The organism is Bacillus sp. JJ1532 (assembly GCF_036965085.1).
Classification (GTDB): Bacteria; Bacillota; Bacilli; order Bacillales; family Cytobacillaceae; genus Cytobacillus.
In genome coordinates this window covers 26520-33284 of record NZ_JBALOW010000045.1, presented here as the reverse complement: position 1 = coordinate 33284, position 6765 = coordinate 26520, and the positions used below count along the sequence as shown (strand labels likewise).

General features: G+C 38.0%; 5 protein-coding genes and 1 other RNA gene. All 6 read left to right on the top strand.

The window, feature by feature from the left end:
* Nucleotides 1-205: 205 nt before the first annotated feature.
* Entirely contained in the window at nucleotides 206-508 is a 303-nt protein-coding gene (gpsB, locus tag V7122_RS15510) for a cell division regulator GpsB (RefSeq protein WP_066294702.1), read from the top strand.
* Nucleotides 509-589: 81 nt separating this feature from the next.
* An RNA gene (gene rnpB, locus V7122_RS15505) (RNase P RNA component class B) lies at nucleotides 590-990 on the top strand.
* Between the two features lie 206 nt (nucleotides 991-1196).
* On the top strand, nucleotides 1197-2906 hold the full coding sequence (locus V7122_RS15500) for a putative bifunctional diguanylate cyclase/phosphodiesterase (protein WP_335344791.1): 1710 nt from the start codon (nucleotides 1197-1199) through the stop codon (nucleotides 2904-2906).
* Between the two features lie 9 nt (nucleotides 2907-2915).
* Nucleotides 2916-4049, top strand: a complete 1134-nt coding sequence (locus tag V7122_RS15495; protein ID WP_335344790.1) for a THUMP domain-containing class I SAM-dependent RNA methyltransferase — start codon at nucleotides 2916-2918, stop codon at nucleotides 4047-4049.
* A 218-nt stretch (nucleotides 4050-4267) separates the two neighbouring features.
* Nucleotides 4268-4450 carry a hypothetical protein gene (locus V7122_RS15490; RefSeq protein WP_335354095.1) on the top strand — a complete coding sequence of 61 codons (183 nt, stop codon included), beginning with the start codon at nucleotides 4268-4270 and terminating at the stop codon, nucleotides 4448-4450.
* Nucleotides 4451-4664: 214 nt separating this feature from the next.
* The gene (locus V7122_RS15485; protein WP_335344788.1) at nucleotides 4665-6584 is read left to right on the top strand and encodes an ATP-dependent DNA helicase; all 1920 of its coding nucleotides are present in this window, start codon (nucleotides 4665-4667) and stop codon (nucleotides 6582-6584) included.
* Nucleotides 6585-6765: the final 181 nt, after the last annotated feature.

The following is a 6765-nucleotide window of genomic DNA, read 5'->3' as shown; positions in this document are numbered from 1 at the left end:
CGTGGCGTTCTTAGTCTGTTGTTCCTACAATCGGGCCTTTACGGGCTGTTAGTCCCCCACTTAGAATCTTATGTTTCCTCAACTTCTTGAAGCAGGGGTCTTACAGCCCGTTAATCTGCGAAAAATTAGTTCGAAAGAAAAATTGACAAAAATGCATATCTCTGAAAAAATAGATATGATGATTGTGAACTTTGAGGTGATTGTCATGCTTTCCGATAAAGTGAAATTAACGGCAAAAGATATTTTGGAAAAAGAATTTAAAACGGCTATGCGCGGCTACAAACCAGAAGAAGTAGATAAATTTCTCGATTGGGTAATAAAGGATTATGAAACTTTCCATCAGGAAATTGAAGATTTACAACAAGAAAATATGAGATTAAAGAAGCAGCTTGAAGAGGCTTCCAGACGTCCAGTCGCCGCACAAACTGCTGGGACAACGAATTTTGATATACTAAAGCGGCTGTCCAACTTAGAAAAGCATGTTTTTGGAAGTAAATTGTACGATTGACAAAAATTTTCTCGATTTCAAATTGAAAACCATTGCTATTCATTTGAAAGTTGCATATAATAACTTTTGTTATCATTAATAACGTTCGGGTAATCGCTGCAATAAGCGTATAGCGAATTGTAGAGGAAAGTCCATGCTCGCACAGGCTGAGATGCGTGTAGTGTTCGTGCCTAGTGAAATCATAAGCTAGGGCAGTTAGGCAAATACGTGTATTTGCTTGGCTGACGGCAGGGAAAATGCCTAAGTCCTTGGATATGGCATGAATACCTTGAAAGTGCCACAGTGACGGAGCCTTTTCAGAAATGAAGAGGGTGGAACGAGGTAAACCCCACGAGCGAGAAACCCAAATTATGGTAGGGGCGCTTTCTCTTAGGAAATGAACGAGGAGAAGGACAGGGTATACCTGTAGATAGATGATTACCACCTTAGTACGAGACTTAGGGTCGTTTGCAGTACAAAGGAACAAAACATGGCTTACAGAACGTTATTAGTGACATGAATGCATGAAGCTACTGCTCTCCTTTATAGGGGGGCTTTTCCTATTGGACAAAGAATTTTGTCCTTTTTTCGACTTTTGAAGGAAAGCGTTTATAAGAGGCTTATGCCAATATTGTATATTGAGGAGATTAACTATATGATAATAATGAATACTAAAGAAGAAAAAATATCGTAAATAAGGACGAAAAATATGATATTATCTGAGATCAGGGTCAGTCAACAAATAAAACTCGCAGAGAGGATTCTTCAAAATACGAGTGAAGGAGTCATGATTACAGACGGGAAATCTAGAATTATTTCCGTAAATCCTGCTTTTGAAATTGTGACTGGATATACGAAAGAAGAAGTTGTTGGAAAAAATCCAAACATCCTTCAATCTGGAATTCATGACGAGCAGTTCTATAAACATATGTGGAACCAAATTTATGAAAACGGATACTGGAAAGGTGAAATTTGGAATAAACGCAAAAATGGAGATGTATTTCTTGAATGGATAACGATTAGCTCCATTAAAGATGAAGAGGGTTACATCACAAATTTTGTTGCTGTATTTTCTGATATTACGGATCGTAAACATGCTGAGGATCAGCTGAGATATTTAGCACATAACGACTCCCTGACAGGCGTGGCCAATCGCTATAGTTTAAATAAGCGGCTTGAAGACTTAATATATACAGCTGAAAAGTATAATCAGCTATTAGCTGTCCTTTTTCTAGATTTAGATCGGTTTAAACAAATAAATGATACTCTCGGTCATAATTATGGAGATATGCTTCTGAAGAAAGTATCTACAAGGTTAAAAGGGTTGCTAAAAAATAAGGATATGATTGCAAGGCTTGGCGGGGATGAGTTTGTCATCGTTTTACCCAACCTCAAACATCCAAAAGAAGCCGTCCATATGGCTGAAATGATAATAGAAGAGTTTACAAAATCTTTTCATCTTAATATGCAAGAAGTATACGTTTCTACAAGTATTGGGATAAGTTTATACCCTTTGGACGGGACGGATATCGAAACATTATTAAGAACCGCAGACAAGGCTATGTATGAGGCGAAAAGCGGCGGAAGAAATCAATTCGAGCTTTATCATAATAAGATGCATCACAATGAGTCAAGACAGATGAAAATGGAAAATGATTTGCGAAAGGCAATTGAACGTAATGAATTTTTTCTTGTTTATCATCCAATTATTGATGCGAAAACGAATAAAGTTGTTAGTTTGGAAGCATTGGTCAGATGGAAACAAGAAGAATTTGGTCTAGTACCACCTTCAGAATTCATTCCTCTTGCAGAAGAGTCTGGCTTAATCATTCCAATAAGTGAATGGATTATTCAAAAAGCATGCGAAGATTTAAAAGCCATCCATTTACAAGGTAATCCTAAATTGAGAATGAGTGTAAATATTTCGGCGATTCATTTCAACCAAGACAATTTTGTAAAATCAATAGGTGAAATTTTTCAAAGAACGAATGTCAACCCGAACTATATTGATTTTGAACTTACAGAAAGTATGATCATGCCAAAAGCGAGTGAAACTGTCGATAAGCTTGTAAAGTTAAAGCAGCTTGGTGTTAAATTATCAATAGATGATTTTGGGACAGGCTACTCATCATTAAGCTATTTAAACCGTTTTCCGCTCGATACACTGAAAATAGATCAAAGCTTTATAAGAAGAATATCTATATATGAGGAAGATTCCTCCATTGTGGAGGCCATTATTACGATGGCGCATCGGCTACACTTAAAAGTAGTGGCAGAAGGTGTTGAAAATAAAAAACAATATGATTTTCTTAAGAAAGAACAATGCGACTTTATTCAAGGTTTTTATATATCCAAACCAATTCCTTTACATAAGCTGTTGACATTTCTAACGAGCTGGGAAACGGAAATAATGAATTAGGGTGAAATTATGACAAAATATGATCTGATTGCAACATCTGCTATGGGCTTAGAGGCCCTCGTTGCGAAGGAAGTACGCGCTTTAGGGTATGATTGTGAAGTTGAAAACGGAAGAATCAGCTATAAAGGGGATTCTCTGGCGATTGCTAGATCGAATTTATGGCTTCGTACAGCAGATCGAATAAAAATAAAAATCGGGGAGTTCAAAGCTACTACCTTCGATGAACTTTTCGAGAAAACAAAATCACTTCCTTGGGAAAATTATTTATCTGAGGACGCTGAGTTTCCGGTAATAGGGAAATCTGTTAAATCTAAGCTCTTTAGTGTATCTGATTGTCAGGCAATCGTCAAAAAAGCAGTTGTTGAAAGATTGAGAACCCATTATAAAAAAACTGGCTGGTTCGAGGAAAATGGCCCGTTATATAAAATAGAAGTGGCATTACTTAAGGATACGGCCCTGCTCACGATCGACGCAAGCGGAAGCGGCTTACATAAGCGAGGATATCGGGCTGGCCAGGGAGAAGCCCCATTAAAGGAAACTCTTGCTGCCGCACTTGTCATGCTTACGAACTGGACTCCAGAAAAACCGTTTGTTGATCCTTTTTGCGGTTCCGGCACCATTCCAATTGAGGCAGCACTAATCGGACAAAATATTGCCCCCGGATTTAATCGTGAATTTATTTCTGAATCGTGGTCATGGGTGCCTGAACAAGTCTGGGATGAGGCAAGAACTGAGACAGAGGATTTAGCGAACTATGATCAGCAGCTTGATATAACTGGCTCTGATATTGATCATCGCATGGTGAAAATTGCTCAGGAGAATGCATTTGAAGCAGGCTTTGGTGATTTAATCAGCTTTAAACAAATGCAGGTAAAGGATTTTACAACAACAAAGGAATATGGAGTAATCGCCTGCAATCCTCCATATGGGGAACGATTAGGGGAAAAAGAAGCAGTTCAGAAAATGTATGAAGATATGGGAAAGGCATTATCGTCCCTTGATACATGGTCGATATATGTTCTTACTTCGAATGAAGACTTTGAGAAATTTTACGGAAAACAAGCAACAAAGAAGCGTAAATTGTTTAATGGCTTTATAAAAACAGACTACTATCAATACTGGGGGAAAAGACCTCCAAAATAAGAAAAGCGGAAGCGCTTTGTCCACCCCCGACAAGCACAAGCCAATCCTCCCGGAAAGGTGTACTTTCCTTTCTGGGAGGATTGGCTTGTGACCTCGAGGGGGTAGGCGCTGAAGCTAGACAGTTCTCAAACTCGAGAAAAATAATACTTTCGGAGCATAGAACCACCTGTCCTTGAATACAATAGATGTATCATTTAGAGGATCAGGAGGCCAAGCCAATGCACCATTCCAATATAGATTTTAATAAAATATCACAGGTGTTAATAAATACGATTGAAGCGGTGAAGGGGGAACAGGAATTATCGTCAGCGGCACTCGAACAGTTGCAAACTGCTCAAAATGAACTTCAGCAAGCGATGTCGTTATCATTTTCATCTGTACATAAAAAGATCGGCTATTAAGAGGGGACCTGGCTGAGATGTGTCAGGTTCTTTTCTTTTATGTTTTAGTTCTTAAAGCGGCTTTTGCACTTCTTACTTGACACTTTCTTTATTTACGATACAATGATTGATGGTCTTTTGTTTAACAATGAAACAAAGATGAGATAATGATACAGGTATGAGATGAAGCGTCTATTAACAGGCGCTTAAATTTTTTCTATGTCGGAGGGGTAATATGCAAAGTAGAATGCCTTTTGCATTGTCCAAAAGTGAATCTTTTTTTGATAAATTAAGTGAATGGATCGGGGATGTTTTTTACGATATCCTGCCTGAAGCAGGCTTTGAAATGCGTGATGAACAAATTTTCATGGCATTTCAGCTTGAAAAGGCATTTAAGGAAAAGAAGGTTATATTCGCTGAAGCGGGTGTAGGTACAGGAAAGACGATTGTTTATTTGCTCTATAGCCTAGCCTATGCAAGATATATAAATAAACCAGCCATCATAGCCTGTGCAGATGAAACATTAATTGAGCAACTTGTGAAAAAAGAGGGCGATATTGCCAAGCTTGAAAAGGCACTAAACTTAAATATTGATGTACGGCTAGCGAAGTCAAGGGACCAATATCTATGTTTAAATAAGCTTGACCAATTAGTTGCAAGTGAAAATATGGATACATATAACTCGGTTTACGATCAGCTCCCTGAATTTGTCCATTCTGGTTCTTCCATGCAAAGCTTTGAAAGATATGGAGATCGAAAGGAATATCCTGAATTAACAGATGAGAAATGGAACGATATTGCATGGGATCCTTTTCAAGATTGCTTTACATGTGAAAAACGCCATCGTTGTGGACAAACTTTGAATCGTGATTTCTACAGGAATGCGAAGGATATAATTATCTGTTCCCACGATTTTTATATGGAGCATATTTGGACAAAGGAATCTAGAAAGAGAGAAGGGCAGCTTCCGCTTTTGCCGGATAGTTCTTGTGTCGTTTTCGATGAAGGTCATTTACTGGAATATGCCTCTCAAAAGGCATTAACCTATAGATTTACAGAGCAAATTCTTGAATCGCTATTAACCCGATTAATGGCCAATGATGTAAGAGAAAAGACATTGCATATGATCGATGAAACCATTATTCAAAATGAGCGATTTTTCTTTTCTCTTGAAAAGGCATCTTCTCTAGCAGAAGGTTCGGATAAAAAAACAATTAAAAAGTCTGAGATTGTCATCAAGGAAGGAAAAAAACTTCTTCAATATATTAGTTCACTTGAAGATGAGCTTGTGTTTGAAAGCGAAATGTATGTTATTAACGAATATGATTTAAAAATTGTTGAGGAGTATTTAGAACAAATATCGTATTCGCTATCCTTATTTCTAAAGGATTTGAAGGGGATCACTTGGTTCGAGGAACATGCAGGGGAAAGAACGCTCGTAATCATGCCCCGCATGGTTGAAGATATTATGAGAGAAGAAGTCTTCTCTCAACAGAAGCCATTTATTTTCTCTTCTGCGACACTTTCGGAAAATAAGTCATTTGATTATATGGCGAAAAGCTTAGGAATCGACAGCTACTTATCTTTTACCGTTTCTTCGCCATTTAATTATGATGATAATATGGTTATTAATATGCCGGCATTTAAAGAGGATTCACTTGATGAGAAAATGCAATATGTCGAAGAACAACTAGAAAAGTCTGATGGAAGAGCGTTAGTCCTTTTTACAGCAAAAGAGGAGCTTGCCAGCTTCAAAAAGAGGATTGAAGGCAAGATGAAATTCCCTGTCTATTTTGAAGGAGATGCTGAAATTAGTACGCTCGTATCTAATTTTCAAAATGAAGAGCAATCAGTACTATGCTCAGTTCATTTATGGGAAGGTTTAGACGTTCCTGGGAGATCACTTGAAAATGTCTTTATATTCTCATTGCCATTTCCTCCTCAAGATCCTGTTTTTAAAGCAAAACGTGAGGGGGCCTCTGACCCGTTTAAAGAGGTTGATTTGCCGTATATGCTTTTACGGTTAAGGCAAGGAATTGGAAGATTAATCAGAACTCATGAAGACAAAGGAAGAGTGCATATTCTTATTAAGGAAAATGAAGATAATGAAGTCCTTAAGCAAATTAAAAATGTGCTCCCAACAACGGAAGGTTAAACTAATAAAATACATCCCCTCTGCTAGTGAAAAGCAGAAGGGGATGTTTTTTAAAAGAGTTAAGAAAGCATAACATTTCTCGAGTTTGAGAACTGTCTAGCTCCAGCGCCTACCCCCGACGTACAGGACGTACTAGTGTCGACAATGCGACAGGACGTCGCGTTTTTGTCGACCTCGAGGT